The sequence below is a fragment of the Curtobacterium luteum genome, assembly GCF_014646995.1.
In the GTDB taxonomy this organism is placed as follows: Bacteria; Actinomycetota; Actinomycetes; order Actinomycetales; family Microbacteriaceae; genus Curtobacterium; species Curtobacterium luteum.
The window spans coordinates 1-16,529 of the sequence record NZ_BMOI01000011.1 but is presented as its reverse complement, the minus strand read 5'-3'; the positions used below and the strand labels follow the sequence as shown (position 1 = coordinate 16,529).

Sequence of the window (16,529 nt, the reverse complement as noted above, 5' to 3'; positions counted from 1 at the left end):
ACGGCCACGCTCGTCGGTGCCCTCCTCACCCCGACCGCCTTCGTCGACGGCGGCACCACGCCCGGTCTGGTCGCGCTCGCCGGCACCGCGGTCGCCGTCGCCGCCTTCGTCCGGCGGGAACGCACGACCGCGCGCCCGCTCCTCGACCTCGCGCTCCTGACAGACCGCTCGTCGCCAGCGGGCTCGCCTGCAAGGCCGCCGCTGGCCTCGCGGTGTCGGGCCTGCTGTACCTCACGACCCTGCAGCTGCAGTCCGCACGGGGCTGGACGCCTGCCGCCGCCGCGATCGGGATGCTCCCGATGGTCGCCGTGCTGCTGGTCGGTGGGCGCTCCGTCGGCCCGTTCGTCCAGCGCGTCGGCACCGGCACGGCCGCCTGGACGAGCGCCGGGGCGGTCGTGCTCGGACTCGCCGTCGGCGCGCTCGGTGGTCGCGTCGGGTACGGCTGGACGGTCGCCGCCCTCGTGCTCGTCGGTGCCGGCATGCGCGTCGTGGGCGCGGTCGCGGGCACCGAGGTCCTGCAGGGCCTGCCGTCGGACCGGACGTCCGTCGGCGCCGCGCTCGTCGACACCGCGAGCGAGGTCGCGACCGGCGTCGGGACGGCGGTCGTCGGCACGGTCCTCGCCGCGGTCGTCCCCGGCAGCATCGTCCCGGGCGCGTGGACCCCGGGTCGGCTCGCGGCCCTCCAGGACGGCCTCACGCTCGCCGGCCTGCTCCTGACGGCGGTCGCCGCCGTCCTCGTCGGGTGCGGGCTGGCGCGCGCCCACCGGGGCCGCGTCGCGGCCTGACGGACTGGAGGCCCGGTGCGGGTGAGCAGACCCGCTCACCGGCACCGGGCCTCCAGTCCGACCCCCGGCGCGTCGCGCCCGTCCTCCGACCCCCGCCACGTCGCGGCCGCTCTCCACACCCCGGCGCGTCGCGCCCGTCCTCCGGTACCGTGACGACACGCACCGCCGCGGACCCGCGGCCCGACCCACCAGGACCCGCGATGACGACGACCGACCGCACCCTCGACGGCCCGCACGGCCCCCTGCGGATCCGCGTGCACACCGCGGACGGGCCGGCGCGTGCCGGACTCGTCTGGTCGCACGGCGGCGGGTTCGTGTCCGGTGACCTCGACATGCCGGAGTCGGTGCAGGTCGCCCGCGAGCTCGCCTCGCGCGGCGTGACGACCGTCGAGGTCGAGTACCGCCTCGCACCGAGCGACGAGCGTCCGGACGGCGTGCACTTCCCGGTGCCGCAGGACGAGGTGCGGCACGTCCTCGCGTCCGTCCGCGCAGACGTGTCGCTCGACACCGGCGGCCGTGACTGGTCGATCGGCGGCGCGAGCGCGGGTGCGTCGATCAGCGCGTCGGCCGCGCTCCGACTCGTCGCCGACGGCGCCGCCCCGCGGCAGGTGCTCCTCGCGTACCCGACGGTGCACGCCGAGCTGCCCGCCCCGTCCGACGAGCTCGCCGCGGCCGTGGTCGGCGTCGACCCGCAGCGGCGGTTCACCCCGGAGACGGTCCGCTCGATGAACGCGAACCACGCGGACGGCGCCACGGACGGGGTGTTCGCCGGTGGCGCGGACCTCACCGGGTTCCCGCCGACGTGCATCGTCGACTCCGAACGCGACGACCTGCGGGCGAGCGGCGCGGCGTTCGCCGAGGAGCTGCGTGCCGCCGACGTCACCGTGTCGTACGCGGTCGAGCCGGGGACGTTCCACGGGCACCTCAACGAGGAGGGGAGCGCCGCGGCCCTGGCGACGATCGACCGGTTCGCGGCGTTCCTCCTGGCGGACTGAGGCGGTCGCTCCGCCGGGCAGTCGGCACGGCTCCGCGAGGCGGCGTGCGCCGCTGCAGGGTCGGGCGTCGTGGTCGCGGCGCTGTGGTCGCGGCGCTGTGCTCGCGGCGTCGTGATCGCGGCGTCGTGGTCGCTGCGCCGGCGCACCGCCGTCGTCAGGGGCGGAGCACGTCCCAGCGCCGGAGCACCACCCCGGTCGGGAACCGCTGCTCCTCCAGCAGCGCGAGCGACGCCGGACGTCGAACGCCGGACCGCGGGGGATCGAACAGCGGCCGACCGGCACCGAGCACCGCCGGGTGGGTGAACAGCAGCAACTCGTCGATCAGCCCGGCGTCGAAGAGCTGCGACGCGAGGTCCGCCCCGCCCACCCCGACGTCGCCCTCGGTCTCCTCGCGGATGCGCGCGAGATGCTCGATCGCGTCCCCGTCCGACCCGATGACCCGCGTGTCGTGTCCGGCGCTCGTCCGCGTCCGCGACACGAGGACCTTCGGCTGCGCGACGTAGATCTCCGCGTACTCGCGCTCGACCGCGGAGAGCGAATCGTCCGACCGGGCGTCCGGCCAGTAGGGGTCCATCATGTCGCGGACCACCCGACCCTCGACCGAGAGGGTCATCCCCGCGGCTCGGCGGTTGAACTCCCGGTGGAGCTCCTCGTCGATGCGGACCCAGTCGGGGCCGTCGGGGCCGGAGTGCTCTCCGGGGGCGCGCTCGATGTAGCCGTCGACGGACACGTTCATCCAGTACACGAACCGTGCGGACACGGGGACTCCTTCGTCCGGGGTGGTGGCGGCGATGGTACGCGCACCGTGCGTCGGTCCGCACGCGCGCGGGCCGTCCGGTCCGCGGTCCCGCGGCCTCGCGCTCCCCTGCGCGCAGCGCCGCACCCGCGCCGACCGGCCCTTCGCGCGGGAAGACCACCTCCGGCTCGCGGTCCGCTGCGCGAAGCACGGCGGTCGCGGAGCCGCCGCGGATGGGAGGATGCTCCCGTCACGCCCACCGACCACGAGGACCCCATGACGCACGACGACGCAGCGCCGATCCTCGACGGCCGGTACCGGATCGAACGGGTCATCGGCCAGGGCGGCATGTCCGTCGTGTACCAGGCGACCGACGAGGTCCTCCGTCGCCCGGTCGCCGTCAAGGTCTTCCACTCCGGCTCGGTCGACATCGCCCGACAGGACGCCGAACTCGGCGTGCTCGCCTCGCTCGAGCACCACAACCTCGTCAGCCTGCTCGACGCCGGTGTCCTCACCAACGCCGACGGCGCGCAGCAGCGCTTCCTCGTGATGTCCCTCGTCGTCGGCCAAGACCTCGAAGCGCGGCTCGGCGTCGGCCCCCTCGCGGTGCGGCACATCGCCGAGGTCGGCTTCGACATGGCCGAGGCGCTGCACTACATCCACGCCCACGGGGTCGTCCACCGCGACATCAAGCCGTCGAACATCCTGCTGGTCGACTACGGCCACGACGCCGACCGGGCTCGCGCACGCCTGACCGACTTCGGGATCGCGATCGCCGAGGGCGCCGAGCGCCTCACCGCCGACGGCGTGACGACCGGCACGGCCGCCTACCTCAGTCCCGAGCAGGCCCGCGGCGGCGAGGTCGGCCCGGCGAGCGACGTCTACTCGCTCGGCCTCGTCCTGCTGCAGTGCTTCACGCGCCGTCGCGAGTTCCCCGGCTCGCTCGTCGAGTCGGCGCTCGCCCGGCTCTCGCGCGACCCCGTCGTGCCCGAGCCGCTGCCCGAGCACTGGAAGGAAGCACTCCGGGCGATGACCGCGCAGGACCCGGCCGAGCGGCCGGTCGGAGCCGAGCTCGTCGCGATGCTCCGTGACGTCGTCATGGCGGACACGTCGGCACCCGACCGGGTGGTCGACCCTGAAGGCCTGGAGGCACCGACCGCCCCCATCACGCACGTCCCGGCCCCGACGGGGTCGGGACACGCCCCGGCGGCGGACGCCGACGCACTCGCGCCCGCTCCCGGGACCGGTGCGCACGCGGCTCCGGTGTCGGGGGCACACGCGGCTCCCGTGTCGGGTGCACACGCGGCTCCCGTCGGCCGGGACGCCACCGGCGACCGACCCGCGACCCTCGACGAGCTGCCCGAGGAGGCCCTGCACCGCACCACCGCCATGGCGGCCCGACTGTTCGACGCGCCGATCGCCCTGGTCGAGGTGCTCGACGAGGACCGGGAGTGGTCCCAGTCCTGGATCGCCGACGGCGTCGACGCCGCGGCGCGCAAGATCAGCTTCCGCAACGGATTCGCCCCCGTCCCGGAACCCGTCGTCATCCCGGACGGCATCGTCCACCCGGAGATGCGGGACAGCCCCCTCGTCACCGGCCCGCTCGGCATCCGCTTCTTCGTCAGCGTGCCGCTCGTCCGGCACGACGGCACGACGATCGGCACCCTCGCCGTGCTCGACGTCCGGCCGCGCGACGCGACCGAGGCCGACCTGGCGAACCTCCGGGACCTCGCGGCGCTCGCCGTGGCGCAGCTCGAACTGCGGCAGGAGACCCTGCGCACGACGAGCGACGCGCTGCCGCTCGACCAGCGCGGCTGAGCCCCGGGCGTCAGCCGGTCAGCGCCGCCGCGTACGCCCGGACCGACCGGTGGTACCGAGGCAGCGTCGGTTCGAGGGCCTCGATCGCCACCCGCAGGGCCTCGTCGGTGCGCCCGGCGCTGTGCAGGGCGAGCGCGAGGAAGACCCTCGGCACCGCACCGGTGGCAGGGTGCTCGGGGGCGTCCCGCAGCATCGCGATCGCCTCGTCGACCCGGTCGAGGTTCCGCAGGGTCGAGGCGTGCTGCACCACCATCTGCGCAGCACGGTCGGGATCGACCTCGGCGAGGCCCGCCCGGGTGGCGGCGGCGTACTCCTCGTCCGCCGCGGCCTCGTCCCCGGTGGAGTCGTACGCGCCGCCGAGCTCGAAGGCCCCGAGCGCAGGCTGTGGAGCACGGGCAGCGAGGGACCGCATCCGCTCCACCAGTGCATCGTCGTCGAGGTCCGCCGCCCATGCCTCGGCGACGTCGTGCTCCCAAACCGCGGTGTCCATGCCACGACCGTAGCGAACCCGAGGCGGCCGCCCGATCACGGCCGACCCGTCACCGCCCGTCCCGCACCGAGATGCGGAAGGACCGCACCGACGGGACGTCCGGCCGCACGACCACGGGGGAGCGCCACGCCAGGGCGGACCCGATCGCGGGGTACTCCGCGACCCGGACGAACCACGGGTCGCGGTGGCCGAGCGCCGTCACGCGGACCGTCGCCGACCCGCCGTCGAAGTCGGCCGCCCACTCGACCCACGGTGCCACCGACCCGTGCACGGCCTCATCGCCGACGGCGTCGGGGGTCCGCACCGACACCGCGTCGCAGGGCGGGAACCGCCAGGACAGCCCGCCGTACCCGGCCCCGAACCGCCCGTTCGACCCGGGTCCGCCGAGCCGCACGGGGGAGGACCCCGGCGCCCGGAACGACGACGACCAGTCGAGCGTCCACCCGTCGCCGTCGCCGTCCCCGGCCCAGGCGATCGTCCGGTCCTCGTGCAGGACGACCGCGCCGTCCGGGCCGCGCCACACGAGCTCCTGTCCGAGGCTGCTGGTCCGCTGCACTGCCTGCACGACATCGACCCGGCCGTGGTCGTCCCGCCACACGTACCCGTCGCCGTGCACGTAGGTCGGGCCGCCCCAGCAGTTCACGCCGTCGATGTCCGGGATCGCGAACCCGAGCCCGCAGTGCCAGTCGTGGTCGCCGGGGTGGTGCGCCGACACCGTCACGCCCGCACGCGTGCGCACCGGGTGGAGGTACGGCCGTGGTGACGACGTCGGGATGGTCCCCGAGCCGTCGAGGACCGTCGCGACCGCTCCGCCGTCCACGCGGAGCGTCGCGAGCACGTCGTCCCACGCGGCGTGTGCCCACGGAGCCCCCACCTCGGAGAACAGCGCGAGCCGGTCGGCCGCCCGGTCGACGACCCCCTCGACGTCCGCGACGACCGGACGCCTGGTCGGTCCGTCGCCCTCCCACCGCACCCACGGGTGGTCGACCTGCACGGGCTCGGTTGCCCGCACGGCCTCGAGCACCTCGACGAACGCCCCCGTCGACGCGAGCGGCACGAGGAGTGCGGCACCGGAGGCGCGGTGGTCGAGCAGGTTCTCCAGCAGCCCGGTCCGCTCGAACGTGGTGGTCGTGCCGTCGACCGTGACCTCGTCGGTCGTGTACCCGAGGACCGCTCGGCCGGTCGTCCCGGTGACGCGGACGGTCGGCAGCGCCTCGGTCGACGCGCGGAGCGTGAGGGCCGCGGTCGCCTCCCGGCCCGCGGTCGTCGTGACGCGGACTGCCGAGGTGTCGTCACCGTCGATGGGGGCCGCGCGGTACAGCTCGACCTCGACGCGTGCGACGTCGGCAGCCTGACGGCAGCCGACCAGCGCGAGCGCGGTCGCGACGGCGTGCGCGAACGGGTTCGTCACGGCACCGTCGAGGACGTCGACACCGGCGACACGCCGTCGGCCCGCCCACCCCGAGCGCGACCAGGAGGCCTGGTCGCGGGTCCAGGTCCCGACCGCGGCCGCCGACCGCACCGAACCGACGACCGACCCGTCCCGCAGCGCCGGCAGCGCCGCCGACCCGAGGCTCTGGAACCCGACCTGCACGACGCGGCCGGTCCGGCGCTCGGCCTCGAGGAGCAGGCGGAGGTGCGCACGCGTCGTCACCGGAGGCTGCTCGAGCAGCACGTCGGCACCGGCTTCGAGGGCCGCGAGCGTGAGCGGGAGGTGCGTTCCGATCGGAGCGGAGACCACGACGACGTCGACCGGGCCGAGTGCGCGCGCCGCCGTCACGTCCGCGACGACGGGGACGCCCCCGTCCGCGTCCGTCACCAGGGCGGGGTCGACGACGGCGGTGAGCACGCAGCGGCCGTCGGCCGCCAGCTGGGCGATGGTGGCCCGGTGGTGCAGTCCGTGCCCGCGGGCGCCGACCAGGACGATGCCGGGAGGCCCGGTGCCGGTCCGCCCCGCCGGCCGCGGTGCGTCACTGCTCACGCCGCTCACGGTACGCCGCGCACGCGGTCGCGCCGCGGGCCCCCACTCCGGCGCAGCCCGTCAGTGGCGGCGGACGAGCACGACGCTGTCGACGGTGTGGTGCTCGTGCCCGTCCGGTCCGGTCGCGGTGCGGGGGCGCCCGGCCGCCTCGAGCACGTCCCAGCCGGCGTCGAGCCGCAGCGCCGCCAGGTCGTCCTCCGGCGTCGGGAACCGGTACGCGCGCATCTCCTCGGACACCCCGCCGTGTGGAGGAGCGGCGTGCGCGGTGACGAGGAGGTGGCCGCCGGGCGCCACGAAGCCGGCCGCCGCGCGGAGGATGTCGGCGCGCGGGATCTCGACCGGCCACGACTGCAGGAACGACGCCGTCACGAGGTCGAACCGCGCGCTCGTGTCCCACGAGGCGAGGTCCGCCGCGACGAACGCCGTGCGCTCCTCGACCCCGGCGCCGACCGCTGCCGCCGACGCGCGGGTGAGCGCCGTCACCGACAGGTCGATCCCGAGGGTCGTCCACCCGTGCTCGGCGAGCCACACGACGTCGCCGCCCTCGCCGCAGCCGAGGTCGAGCGCCCGACCGACGGGGACTCCCGCCGCCACGGTGGCCAGGACCGCGTTGACCCGGCCCGACCAGACACCGTCGCGCTCGGCGTACCGCGCCTCCCACCAGGAGCGGGCGTCGGCACCGGAGGTGGGGGTGTTCGCCAGGTCGTGTTCGTGCACGACACCACTCCACCCGGTGGGACCGGTGCCGGGTAAGGACCGTCGCCGGAACGGCAACCGGGCCGGCCGAGGACGCGCACTGTCGTCAGGCTGGCGTTTCCGCGAGCAGCGCCCCGAGTGCCGCCGCCCCGCGCTCGGCGTCCGCGACCGTGACCACGCGGGCGCTGCCGCCCCGCAACCGGACCACGATCCCGGGCCCGGAGCGGGTGACGTACGCGATGCCCCGACCCGAGATGCGGTAGCCCCAGCCGCCCCACTCGCCCGGGGAGACCTCCCCCCACCCGCACGACTCGATGCGCTCGAGCGGCACGCGCATGATCGGGATGCGGGTCCCCGTCGAGGTGACGCGGAGTCCGCGGCGGTCCACCGTGACCTCGACGCGTGCGAGCACCAGCACGGCCAGGCCCGCCACGAGGAGCACCGCGCCGGAGACCACGGCGGAGCCGCTGCTCGTCACTGTTGTCCACACGGCAGTGACGACGCCGAGCACGATCACCGCGATGCCCATCACGATGAACCACGTGCTGCCGACGTGCGAGCGCCAGGCGACCCGGGCTCCCGACGCGACGTCGAGCGACGGAGCCGACCGGACGGGGACGGGCGGTGCCGAGCGCCAGACCGGCGGGACGGAGATCGCCGCCGCGGCGACGCCGACCGCGAGGAACAGCAGCGTCCACCACGGCGAGAAGCGGTCCGCTCCGGTCAGTGCGAGCGTGCCCGTCACGATCCAGGCCGTCGCGAGGACCGGCCCGAGCAACGAAGCGACCAAGACCAGCAGCGCTCCGGTCCGGCGATCCCGCGACCGCAGCGCCAGGACGGTGGTGAGCGTCGACGCCGCACACACCGCCAGGGCGATCCAGAAGAACGGCCACGGTGAGCCGAACCCGTCGGCCCGTCCGTCCGCGCCGAAGTGCGTCGCCACCAGGCTCGGCAGCTGCGGCGCCGTCACCGCCCCGGCCACTGCCAGGGCGCCGAGCGCCACCGTGCTCGGTGCCATCGCCGCGAGTCGCATGCCCGTGGTCGTCCGTGCGGTCGTCATCGTGCCCCCTGGAGCATCGTCATCAGTTGGTCGAGCGGCACCCCGAGGGCGTCCGCCTGGTCACGCAGCTCCCCGACGAGGCTGCGGAGTCGGTCGAACGAGGCGTTCCCGGAGCGGAGCACCGTCGCGCCACGCCCCCGTCGCAGCTCGATGAGCCCGTCCTCCTGCAGTCGCGCGTAGGCACGGAGCACCGTGTGCATGTTGACGTCGATCGACGCGGCGAGGTCCCGAGCCGACGGCAACCGGTCACCGGCTGCGAGATCGCCACGGGCGATCGCGACACGCACCTGGGCCGCGACCTGCTCCGCGAGGGACACCCGGGCCGCGGGATCGACGGTGATCAACATGTTTGTATTCTATGCAAACAATCCGTCGAGCGCACGCCGGGGAGGACGTGGGCGGCGGACCGGCGGCGTGCCTCCAGGCCGGCCCCATCCGGATGGCGCGGATCGCGTCTGCCTGAGTGCTCGGTCCATGTGCGACCTCGGCCGCGCGCGTAGCGTGCGAGATAGCAACTAGTCCGTTCTGTGTCCAGAAAGTGCGTGAATCGACCAAGTGGTGCGACGTGCACGGGCACCATGATGTGGATTCAGGGAGCACACCATGACCAAGTACGAGTCGGACGACGCGGTCCAGCCGGCCCGCATCACCACCTACCGGAGCCTCCGGAAGGCCGCTCGTCGCGGTCGGGCGGTCGAGGAGACCCTGCCCACGCCGTCGCTGGCCGACCTGCGGTGGCCCGAGGCGACGAGCGGATCGAGGACCCGGTGAACGGCGCGGCCCGGACCCGTCGTCATTCGGCAGAAGAGGTCGTCCGTACGGTCACCGACCCGTACGAGGCCGTGGTGCTCATGCGCGAGGTCCACAACGGCCGTGACCTGCGCTTCGACGACCACTGCGGGTTCGGGTTGCGCTACCGGACGATGAGCGACGGGCGGGTGAGCCTCCGGACGGCGTCCTCGACCTCGCGGTTGACCGGCATCCTGCAGCCCGAACGCCAGTACGTCCTCCTGTGGGCCGTGGACGGTGGGACGGTGATCGACGCCGATCGGCCCGACTCCGTCACGATGCGGCCCGCCGTCCCGGTGGCTTTCCCCACCGGACGGGAGTTCGCGATCGACGCCGTCCCCGGCACGCACCACTTCGTGCACTTCAGCGCGGACTTCCTCGAAGCGGTCGCGACGAAGGACTCCGACGCCGCGCCGCGCCCGCTCAACCTGCCGATCGTCGTCGAACCGGAGCGGCTCGGCCCGCTGCAGGAGGTCGTCCGGGCCGTCGCGCCGGCGTTGTTCGACCGGTCCACGGTCGGTGAGACCCGGGATGCCCTCGACCTGATGCTCGCGGAGGCGGTGCTCGCCGCGTTCGAGCCCATGCCGGACGGCCACGTGGCGGGCCCGCACGCCAACGGCGTGCAGCGCGCCAAGACCTTCATGCACGCGCGGTTCGACCGAGCGCTCACCGTGCCGGAGATCGCCGAGGCGGCAGGGGTCAGCGTCCGGACCCTCCAGGAGGGGTTCCAGCGGCACGAGGGACTCACCCCGATGGCGTTCCTCCGGGAGATCCGCCTCGAGAAGGCCCGGCTCGGCCTGCAGCTCGCGGACCCCGACGTCTCCTCGGTGGGTGCGGTGGCGCTGTCCTGCGGGTTCAAGCACATGGGGCGGTTCTCCGGGGCGTACCACGAGGAGTTCGGGGAGTACCCGGCCGAGACCCTGCGGCTGCGAGGTCGGACCGTCGTCCGCTGACCGTCTTCCAGTGCGTCCTCTCCGCGGATCCCGAGCGCACTGATGGGGGAGCGCGGCTAGCGTCGAGGCATGCAGCCCGACACCCGCCCCGGACCGACCTCGAGCGGCTCCGTGCGGGGCATGCGGCGGGACGTCGTCCGCGTCCGCGGCGAAGGGCAGCCGGTGCTGGTCCTGCACGGCACCCCCGGTGGGGTGGACACCGCGGACGTCATGGCCCGCTTCCTGCCGTCCGACGGCTTCCGGGTCGTGACGGTCTCCCGTCCCGGGTACCTCGGCACGCCGGTCCGGCACGGCCGCAGCAGCCTCGACGACGATGCCGACCGGGCGGTCGCGCTGCTCGACCGGCTCGGCATCGAGCGCGTCGGCGTGCTCGCGTGGTCGGGCGGCGGGCCCAGCGCCTACCGGCTCGCGGTCCAGCACCCCGAGCGGGTCTCGTCGCTCGTCGTCGCTGCGGGTCTCTCCGCGCGGTGGGCGCCGCCGCGGGCGACCCCAGCCGAGTGGTTCGTCACGCAGACCCGGCCCGGCGCCGCACTCTCCGCGCTGGCCGCCCGTGTCGCCCCGGCCGCTGTCGTCCGTTCGGCCGTCGCGGGCGTCAGCTCGCTGCGGGGTGACGCCCTCGACGCGCACGTCCGCGACGTCATGGCGGACCCCGTCCGTCGGCGGTTCGTCCTCGACCTCGCCGCCACGGGCAACAGCTCGGGTCCGCACCGCGACGGGTGGCGGAACGACGTCGAGAACCTCGGTGCCATCACGATGCTCGACCTCGGGTCGGTGCAGACGCCGACGCTCCTCGTCCACGGTGACGCGGACACCGACGTCCTCCCCGAGCACAGCGAGCGAGCGGAGCGTGAGATCCCCGGCGCCGAGCTCGTGCGGCTGCCGGGCGGGACCCACTTCGCGGTGTGGGACCACCACGACGCCGCGGCCGTCCAGGAGCGGGTCCGGGCGCACCTGCGGCGCTGACGCCGTCGCCTCTCGAAGCCGCGGTCCGACCGCCGGCACCCCCGCCGCGCTCCGCCTCAGCCGCACAGGCCGGTCGACCCTGGCCGCGCTCAGCCCGCCGCGATCGCCGACACGAGCAGGCCGAGCACGCGGTCGAGCTCGATCGACGTGAGCGCCCCGTACCCGAGCACGACCCCCGTCGGCAGGCTGCCGGGCCGCACGCCGTAGTCGTCGAGCGCCGCCACGAGGACCCCGAGCGCCGCCATCCGGTCGACCACCGCGTGCCCCGTCGCCGGACCCGGCCACGTGACCACCGCGTGCAGCCCGCCGTCCAGGGCACGGGCCTCCAGTCCGGCGTCCCCGGAGGCGCCCACCCGGGCGAGGACCTGCTCCCGCCGGTGTGCGGCGTCGCGGCGGACCCGACCGAGGTGACGTCGGAGCGCGCCGGACCGCAGGAGGTGCGCCACCGCGACCTGCACGGGCTCGGCGACCACCGGACCGCGGGCCCGGCGCGCCGCGAGCACCGCCGCGGAGCGGTCGTCCTCGGCCGCGGGCAGGACGATCCAGGAACACCGCAGCCGCGGGTCGAAGGTCTTCGAGAAGCCGCCGAGGTGCAGCACGGAGCCGGCCCGGTCGAGCGCGGCGAGGGCGGGGACCGGACTGCCCCGGTGCCGGAACTCGGAGTCGTAGTCGTCCTCGAGGACGAGCGTCCCCGTCCGAGTCGCCCAGTCGAGCAGCGACCGGCGTCGGGCCACGGGCATCACCGAGCCGAGCGGGTACTGGTGCGTCGGCGTGACCATCACGGCGTCCACGGGCGGCAGCGCCGCGAGGGCGTCGAGGTCGAGGCCGTCCGCCCCGACCGGCACGCCGAGCACGGTGCCGCCGGCCGACGTCACCGCGCGACGCCCGGTGGGGTAGCCGGGGTCCTCGACGGCGACGCGGGGCGAGCGACCGAGGAGCGTGCGGAGGCCCTCGGTGACGACGGAGATCGCGTCCGAGGTGCCCGCCGTGACCACCACGCGCTCGGGGTCGGGCGAGAAGCCGCGCGTGAGCCCGAGCTGGGCGGCGATCTGCGTGCGGAGCTCCGGGAGCCCGAGTGGGTCGGACAGGCCGTTCCGCAGCGGGGCGTCCGCTGCCGCCCGCCAGGCGGCACGCCAGTCGCGCTGCGAGATCGCCGTCACGGCGGGGATGCCGGGACGTGCGTCGAGGACCGCGGTGCCGGGATGCGGGACCCGGCGGATCGCAGGCGGCGCGGTCGTGCTGCCGTCGCCCGAGGCGCGGTCGCCCGCGAGCGTGGCCCGGCCACCGCGACCCGTGGCCGGGCCGCCCACGGGCGTGGCGCGGCCGCCGCCACCCGTGGCCCGGCTGCCCTCCGCCGACGGAACCGTCCCAGCGCCGCCCCCGCCGACGACCACCGCAGCCGCCCCCTGCCGCGTCCGGATGTACCCCTCGCCGTCCAACTGGTCGTACGCCGCGACCACCGTCCCTCGCGCCACCCCGAGTTCCGCCGCCATCGCGCGCGTCGACGGCACCCGGTCCCCGTCACGGAGCACGCCGCTGTCCACCAGGGCCCGCACCCGTGCGACGACATGCGCGACCTTGCCCACCGACTGGTCCACCGGACCTCCCGCGAAGTGGACCACGTCCTGGTCCACCCACGACCCTAGCGTGGCGCCATGAGCACCCCGTCCCTCACCGTCCGCCGCCTCCGTGACCGGCAGCACACCGACCCCGAGACCCTCCACGCCCTCCTCGCCGAGGCCCTCGTCGCCCACGTCGGCATCGTCCGGGACGACCACCCGATCGTGCTGCCGTTCCTCTGCGGCGTCGGCGACCTCGGCGACGGGCCCGTGCTGCTCCTCCACGGCTCGACCGGCGGCGGCCTGTTCCTCGACGCCGGCGCCGAGGGCGTCCCGGTCGCCGCGACCGTCACCCACGTCGACGGGCTCGTCTTCGCCCGCAGCACGTTCGACAGCTCGGCGAACTACCGGAGCGCCATGATCGTCGGCCGCGCGACCGTCGTGCCGCCGGACCGCCGGGCCGAGGCGCTGTGGCAGGTCTCCGACCACCTCATGCCCGGTCGTCGCGCGGAGGTGCGCGAGATGACCGCCAAGGAGGTCCGTGCCACCCAGGTCCTCCAGCTCCCGCTCGACCGCGCCAGCGTCAAGGTCCGCGCGGCCGGCGTGGGCGAGGCGCCGGACGACGGCGAGGACCACGCGGTCTGGGCCGGGGTCCTCCCGCTCGCGCTCCGGGCCGGCACACCCCTGCCGGGGGACATCTCGGGGGACAGCCCGGTGGACGCGTCCGTCCGACAGGTCGCGTCGCGACTCGACCGCCTGGCGGCCGACCGGGAGGCGCGGATCGCCGCCGTCATGCGGATCGCGTCGGTCTGACGGCCGGGTCGGACGTGGTCCCGCACATCTGAGGACCCTCTACGGATGGATGGTTCCTGTGACCAACCGCAGGAACACGCCGGAACCGCCCAGCAAGGAGCCCCGTCGTGACCAATACGTTACCTTCTCGGGTCACCCCTCCGACGGGTGGCCCGGGCCGCCTCTCCCGAGGTCGCGACGGAAGGAACCATGGGACGCCACGCTCTGCCCGCAGCAGCCGACAGCCAGCACGCCGAGGCGCTGCCCGCACCCGCGACGCCCGCCCCGGACGCCGCGCTCCGCCGTCCCCGTGGCCGCCGATCGGCCCTCGGCCCCGCAGCGGCCCGCTCGACCTTCGTCGAGCCCGCGAAGCAGGCCCGGGTGGTCGCGATGCGGCCGGTCCCCGTGGCCGCCGCCGGTTCCGCCGTACTCTCCCGCACCGCAGCGCTCCGGGCCGAGCGCGCACTGGACCCGCGCCACGTCCGTCGCGCCGCGAACGCCAAGCGCGCCGCGATCCTCCTGGCCCCGGCGCTCGCCGTGACCTCGAGCCTGACGCTCGCGGTGCCCGCGAACGCGGCGACCCCGTCCACCGACGCCCACTCGGGCACGACGACCTCGCAGACCGCCCTCGCGGGCGTCCCGGCGGGGGAGCTGCAGACCTACACCGTCGCCCACGACGTCGAGGTCCCGGTGACGGCGATCGACGGCGTCTCGACCACCACCACGGTCGTGTCGTACCCGACCGTGGTCACCCGCTTCGGCGTCACGACGGCCCAGGCCGAGTCCGCGATCTCGGCGGCACTCTCCGAGGGCGGCGACCGCGCGACCGTCCTCGCCACCGCGCTGCAGTACCTGGGTGACCCGTACGTCGAGGGTGGCGCCTCCCACGCGGGCATCGACTGTTCCGGGCTGACGATGGTCGCCTACGCGGCCGTGGGCATCCCGCTCGTCCACTACGTGCCGACGCAGGACGCCGCCGCGACCACGATCCCGGAGTCCGAGGCGAAGCCGGGCGACCTCGTCGTGTACGACAACGAGGACCACGTGGGCATCTACCTCGGCCAGGGGCTCGTGCTCCAGGCGCCGCACCCGGGCGAGGTCGTCGACATCGTCCCGATGTACCCGGACGCGCACCACTTCGCGCGCCTGCTGCCCGCCGGGAGCTGATCCGCGTCGAGCGCCCGCACCGGCCGCGCGGCGCCGGTGTCCTGCGCGTGTCCGAGGGCTCCCGTAAACTGGCGTGATGGCCGCCGAGACCCGCACCCCGTTCGAAGAGCAGCGTTCTGCTCGTCCACAGGTGCGCCCGCGCACGGAAGGCTGGCCGCAGCAGACCGACACCGAGGGCCGACCGCTCCTGCAGTTCGCGTCCCCGAAGCGGGGCAAGCCGCCCGTGCACCTGGCCGACCTCACGGTCGAGGAGCGCGTCGAGAAGGTCAAGGAGCTCGGCCTGCCCGGCTTCCGTGCCAAGCAGCTGTCGACGCACTACTTCACGCACCACACGTCCGATCCGGCGCGGATGACGGACCTGCCGGCCGCTCAGCGGGAGGAGCTCGTGGCGGGCATGCTCCCGCCGCTCCTCACCGAGACCCGGCGCCTGGCGACGGACAACGGCGACACGATCAAGTTCCTCTGGAAGCTGCACGACGGCGCCCTGGTCGAGTCGGTGCTCATGCGGTACCCCGGCCGCATCACCCTGTGCGTCTCGTCCCAGGCCGGGTGCGGCATGAACTGCCCGTTCTGCGCGACGGGGCAGGCCGGGCTGACCCGGAACATGTCGACCGCCGAGATCATCGAGCAGATCGTGCGGGCGAACGCCGCGATCGCCGCAGGGGAGCTCGGAGGTGACCCGCGGAAGGGCGGGCAGGACCGCGTCGACGCCGAACGTGTGACGAACATCGTGTTCATGGGCATGGGGGAGCCGCTGGCGAACTACAAGCGGGTGATGGACGCCGTCCGGACCATGGTCGCGCCGCAGCCGAACGGCCTCGGCATGAGCGCCCGAGGCATCACGGTGTCGACGGTCGGCCTCGTGCCCGCGATCAAGAAGCTCGCGGACGAGAACATCCCGATCACGTTCGCGCTGTCGTTGCACGCGCCCGACGACGAGCTCCGTGACGAGCTCATCCCGGTGAACTCGCGGTGGAAGGCCGACGAGGCCATCGACGCCGCGTACGAGTACTACGCGAAGACCGGCCGGCGGGTCTCGATCGAGTACGCGCTCATCAAGGACATGAACGACCACGCCTGGCGTGCCGACCTGCTCGCCGAGAAGCTCAACGCTCGCGGTCGGGGGTGGGTGCACGTGAACCCGATCCCGCTCAACCCGACGCCCGGCTCCGTGTGGACGTCGTCCGAGCCGCACGTGCAGGACGAGTTCGTGCGTCGGCTCAACGCCGCCGGCATCCCGACGACCCTCCGCGACACCCGCGGCAAGGAGATCGACGGGGCGTGCGGCCAGTTGGCTGCGGCTGAGTAGACGGCTGGGCAGGTCTGCCTGGAGGCACGGTGCGGGTTCGCACCTGGGCCCATGCCGCCGGTCCCGAGGCGACGCGCCAGCGGCGGCTCGGCCGTGCCGGTGGGGAGCCTTCCGTCGTCCCCGGGGGCGCCCCGGCAGCCGCCGGCACGGCTCGAGTACCCCGACTTCCGCGTGGTTCCGGGGAAGTCGGGGTACGACACGCCCGGGATGCGACCCGTGTTGGCGCTCCTGTTCACCTCTGCGTAAAGTAATCACTCGTTGCCGCTGAGGCGGAGAACGGAACGGCCGGAACGGTCGCCTCCGAGTCTCGCCCGGGCAACCAACCAGCCTCTCTGACGATGCCCGCTGAACTGCGGACGGAGTGGGGAGTGCGTCTGGTCCTTGAGAACTCAACAGCGTGCACATTGTCAATGCCAATTTATTGACCCCGTGGCTC

Annotated in this window: 16 protein-coding genes; 9 read left to right on the top strand and 7 right to left on the bottom strand. The window is 74.7% G+C overall.

Features of this window, described 5'->3' with window-relative positions:
- Window positions 1–212: 212 nt before the first annotated feature.
- Entirely contained in the window at window positions 213–785 is a 573-nt protein-coding gene (locus IEY20_RS17130) for an MFS transporter (RefSeq protein ID WP_229728048.1), read from the top strand.
- Between the two features lie 200 nt (window positions 786–985).
- The gene (locus tag IEY20_RS12380) at window positions 986–1,780 is read left to right on the top strand and encodes an alpha/beta hydrolase (protein ID WP_175328207.1); all 795 of its coding nucleotides are present in this window, start codon (window positions 986–988) and stop codon (window positions 1,778–1,780) included.
- A 154-nt stretch (window positions 1,781–1,934) separates the two neighbouring features.
- On the opposite strand, the gene IEY20_RS12375 is transcribed toward IEY20_RS12380, so the two are convergent.
- The gene (locus tag IEY20_RS12375; protein ID WP_175328206.1) at window positions 1,935–2,540 is read right to left on the bottom strand and encodes a dihydrofolate reductase family protein; all 606 of its coding nucleotides are present in this window, start codon (window positions 2,538–2,540) and stop codon (window positions 1,935–1,937) included.
- 252 nt (window positions 2,541–2,792) lie between these two features.
- On the opposite strand from IEY20_RS12375, the gene IEY20_RS17125 reads away from it, so the two are divergent.
- On the top strand, window positions 2,793–4,334 hold the full coding sequence (locus tag IEY20_RS17125) for a protein kinase domain-containing protein (protein WP_204620495.1): 1,542 nt from the start codon (window positions 2,793–2,795) through the stop codon (window positions 4,332–4,334).
- Window positions 4,335–4,344: 10 nt separating this feature from the next.
- Here IEY20_RS17125 and IEY20_RS12365 read toward each other — a convergent pair whose 3' ends face one another.
- The 5 genes from IEY20_RS12365 to IEY20_RS12345 form a co-directional block, all read right to left on the bottom strand.
- Entirely contained in the window at window positions 4,345–4,824 is a 480-nt protein-coding gene (locus IEY20_RS12365; RefSeq protein ID WP_175328205.1) for a tetratricopeptide repeat protein, read from the bottom strand.
- A 49-nt stretch (window positions 4,825–4,873) separates the two neighbouring features.
- Window positions 4,874–6,805, bottom strand: coding sequence for a DUF6807 family protein (locus tag IEY20_RS12360; protein ID WP_175328204.1), 1,932 nt, complete (start codon window positions 6,803–6,805; stop codon window positions 4,874–4,876).
- Between the two features lie 60 nt (window positions 6,806–6,865).
- Window positions 6,866–7,522, bottom strand: coding sequence for a class I SAM-dependent methyltransferase (locus IEY20_RS12355; RefSeq protein ID WP_229728041.1), 657 nt, complete (start codon window positions 7,520–7,522; stop codon window positions 6,866–6,868).
- Window positions 7,523–7,607: 85 nt separating this feature from the next.
- The gene (locus IEY20_RS12350) at window positions 7,608–8,561 is read right to left on the bottom strand and encodes a DUF1648 domain-containing protein (protein WP_188889180.1); all 954 of its coding nucleotides are present in this window, start codon (window positions 8,559–8,561) and stop codon (window positions 7,608–7,610) included.
- Window positions 8,558–8,908 (bottom strand): GntR family transcriptional regulator, encoded by a 351-nt coding sequence (locus IEY20_RS12345; protein WP_022904668.1) that lies wholly within the window; start codon window positions 8,906–8,908, stop codon window positions 8,558–8,560. The genes IEY20_RS12350 and IEY20_RS12345 overlap by 4 nt, the downstream gene beginning before the upstream one ends.
- Window positions 8,909–9,164: 256 nt before the next feature.
- Here IEY20_RS12345 and IEY20_RS12340 point away from each other — a divergent pair, with 256 nt between their 5' ends.
- The 3 genes from IEY20_RS12340 to IEY20_RS12330 all read left to right on the top strand — a co-directional run bounded on the left by IEY20_RS12340 (window position 9,165) and on the right by IEY20_RS12330 (window position 11,266).
- Window positions 9,165–9,332, top strand: a complete 168-nt coding sequence (locus IEY20_RS12340) for a hypothetical protein (protein ID WP_175328203.1) — start codon at window positions 9,165–9,167, stop codon at window positions 9,330–9,332.
- Complete coding sequence (locus IEY20_RS12335) at window positions 9,296–10,303, top strand: helix-turn-helix transcriptional regulator (protein WP_175328202.1); 1,008 nt, start codon at window positions 9,296–9,298, stop codon at window positions 10,301–10,303. The genes IEY20_RS12340 and IEY20_RS12335 overlap by 37 nt, the downstream gene beginning before the upstream one ends.
- A 69-nt stretch (window positions 10,304–10,372) precedes the next feature.
- Complete coding sequence (locus IEY20_RS12330; RefSeq protein ID WP_204620497.1) at window positions 10,373–11,266, top strand: alpha/beta fold hydrolase; 894 nt, start codon at window positions 10,373–10,375, stop codon at window positions 11,264–11,266.
- A gap of 89 nt (window positions 11,267–11,355) precedes the next feature.
- Here the strand turns inward: IEY20_RS12330 and pdxR are convergent, their stop codons facing one another.
- Window positions 11,356–12,900, bottom strand: coding sequence for a MocR-like pyridoxine biosynthesis transcription factor PdxR (gene pdxR, locus IEY20_RS12325; protein ID WP_175328201.1), 1,545 nt, complete (start codon window positions 12,898–12,900; stop codon window positions 11,356–11,358).
- A gap of 21 nt (window positions 12,901–12,921) precedes the next feature.
- On the opposite strand from pdxR, the gene IEY20_RS12320 reads away from it, so the two are divergent.
- The 3 genes from IEY20_RS12320 to rlmN all read left to right on the top strand — a co-directional run bounded on the left by IEY20_RS12320 (window position 12,922) and on the right by rlmN (window position 16,093).
- The gene (locus IEY20_RS12320) at window positions 12,922–13,638 is read left to right on the top strand and encodes a pyridoxamine 5'-phosphate oxidase family protein (RefSeq protein ID WP_175328200.1); all 717 of its coding nucleotides are present in this window, start codon (window positions 12,922–12,924) and stop codon (window positions 13,636–13,638) included.
- A gap of 189 nt (window positions 13,639–13,827) precedes the next feature.
- The gene (locus tag IEY20_RS12315; protein ID WP_175328199.1) at window positions 13,828–14,784 is read left to right on the top strand and encodes a C40 family peptidase; all 957 of its coding nucleotides are present in this window, start codon (window positions 13,828–13,830) and stop codon (window positions 14,782–14,784) included.
- 76 nt (window positions 14,785–14,860) lie between these two features.
- Complete coding sequence (gene rlmN, locus IEY20_RS12310; protein WP_175328198.1) at window positions 14,861–16,093, top strand: dual-specificity RNA methyltransferase RlmN; 1,233 nt, start codon at window positions 14,861–14,863, stop codon at window positions 16,091–16,093.
- The last annotated feature ends 436 nt before the right edge of the window (window positions 16,094–16,529 follow it).

Excerpts from the sequence above, each read along its gene's own strand:
- IEY20_RS12380 (WP_175328207.1), top strand. The coding sequence starts at position 986 with ATGACGACGACCGACCGCACCCTCGACGGCCCGCACGGCCCCCTGCGG.
- IEY20_RS17125 (WP_204620495.1), top strand. The coding sequence starts at position 2,793 with ATGACGCACGACGACGCAGCGCCGATCCTCGACGGCCGGTACCGGATC.
- IEY20_RS12365 (WP_175328205.1), bottom strand. The coding sequence starts at position 4,824 with ATGGACACCGCGGTTTGGGAGCACGACGTCGCCGAGGCATGGGCGGCG.
- IEY20_RS12350 (WP_188889180.1), bottom strand. The coding sequence starts at position 8,561 with ATGACGACCGCACGGACGACCACGGGCATGCGACTCGCGGCGATGGCA.
- IEY20_RS12345 (WP_022904668.1), bottom strand. The coding sequence starts at position 8,908 with ATGTTGATCACCGTCGATCCCGCGGCCCGGGTGTCCCTCGCGGAGCAG.
- IEY20_RS12340 (WP_175328203.1), top strand. The coding sequence starts at position 9,165 with ATGACCAAGTACGAGTCGGACGACGCGGTCCAGCCGGCCCGCATCACC.
- IEY20_RS12330 (WP_204620497.1), top strand. The coding sequence starts at position 10,373 with ATGCAGCCCGACACCCGCCCCGGACCGACCTCGAGCGGCTCCGTGCGG.
- IEY20_RS12320 (WP_175328200.1), top strand. The coding sequence starts at position 12,922 with ATGAGCACCCCGTCCCTCACCGTCCGCCGCCTCCGTGACCGGCAGCAC.
- IEY20_RS12315 (WP_175328199.1), top strand. The coding sequence starts at position 13,828 with ATGGGACGCCACGCTCTGCCCGCAGCAGCCGACAGCCAGCACGCCGAG.
- rlmN (WP_175328198.1), top strand. The coding sequence starts at position 14,861 with ATGGCCGCCGAGACCCGCACCCCGTTCGAAGAGCAGCGTTCTGCTCGT.